General features: G+C 67.1%; 1 protein-coding gene. It reads left to right on the plus strand.

What is annotated here, in order from left to right; translation table 11 throughout:
- Window positions 1-298 (plus strand): penicillin-binding transpeptidase domain-containing protein (locus ACZYSP_RS35415; RefSeq protein ID WP_489019223.1); only part of this gene is annotated, 298 nt, incomplete at both ends.

Consider the following 298-nt stretch of genomic DNA (forward strand, 5'->3'; position numbering starts at 1 on the left):
CGAGATGTGGGACACCTACACCGCGCTCGGTTACGGCCAGAAGCCGCAGATCCAGTTCCCCGGCGCCGTGACGGGCCGGCTGCGCCCGGGGAAGACCTGGAAGCCGGTCGAGCAGGCCCCCATGGCCTATGGCTACGGCCTGTCGGCGTCGCTGTTCCAGATGGCGCATTCGTACACCTCGTTCGCGCACGACGGCTCGATCATTCCGGTCACCATCCTGAAGAAGTCCGAGCCACCGGTCGGCGTGCGCGTGTTCTCGCCGTCGAACGCACTGGCGGTGCGCAAGATGCTGCAGACC

The sequence above is a fragment of the Variovorax sp. F042 genome (assembly GCF_057814215.1).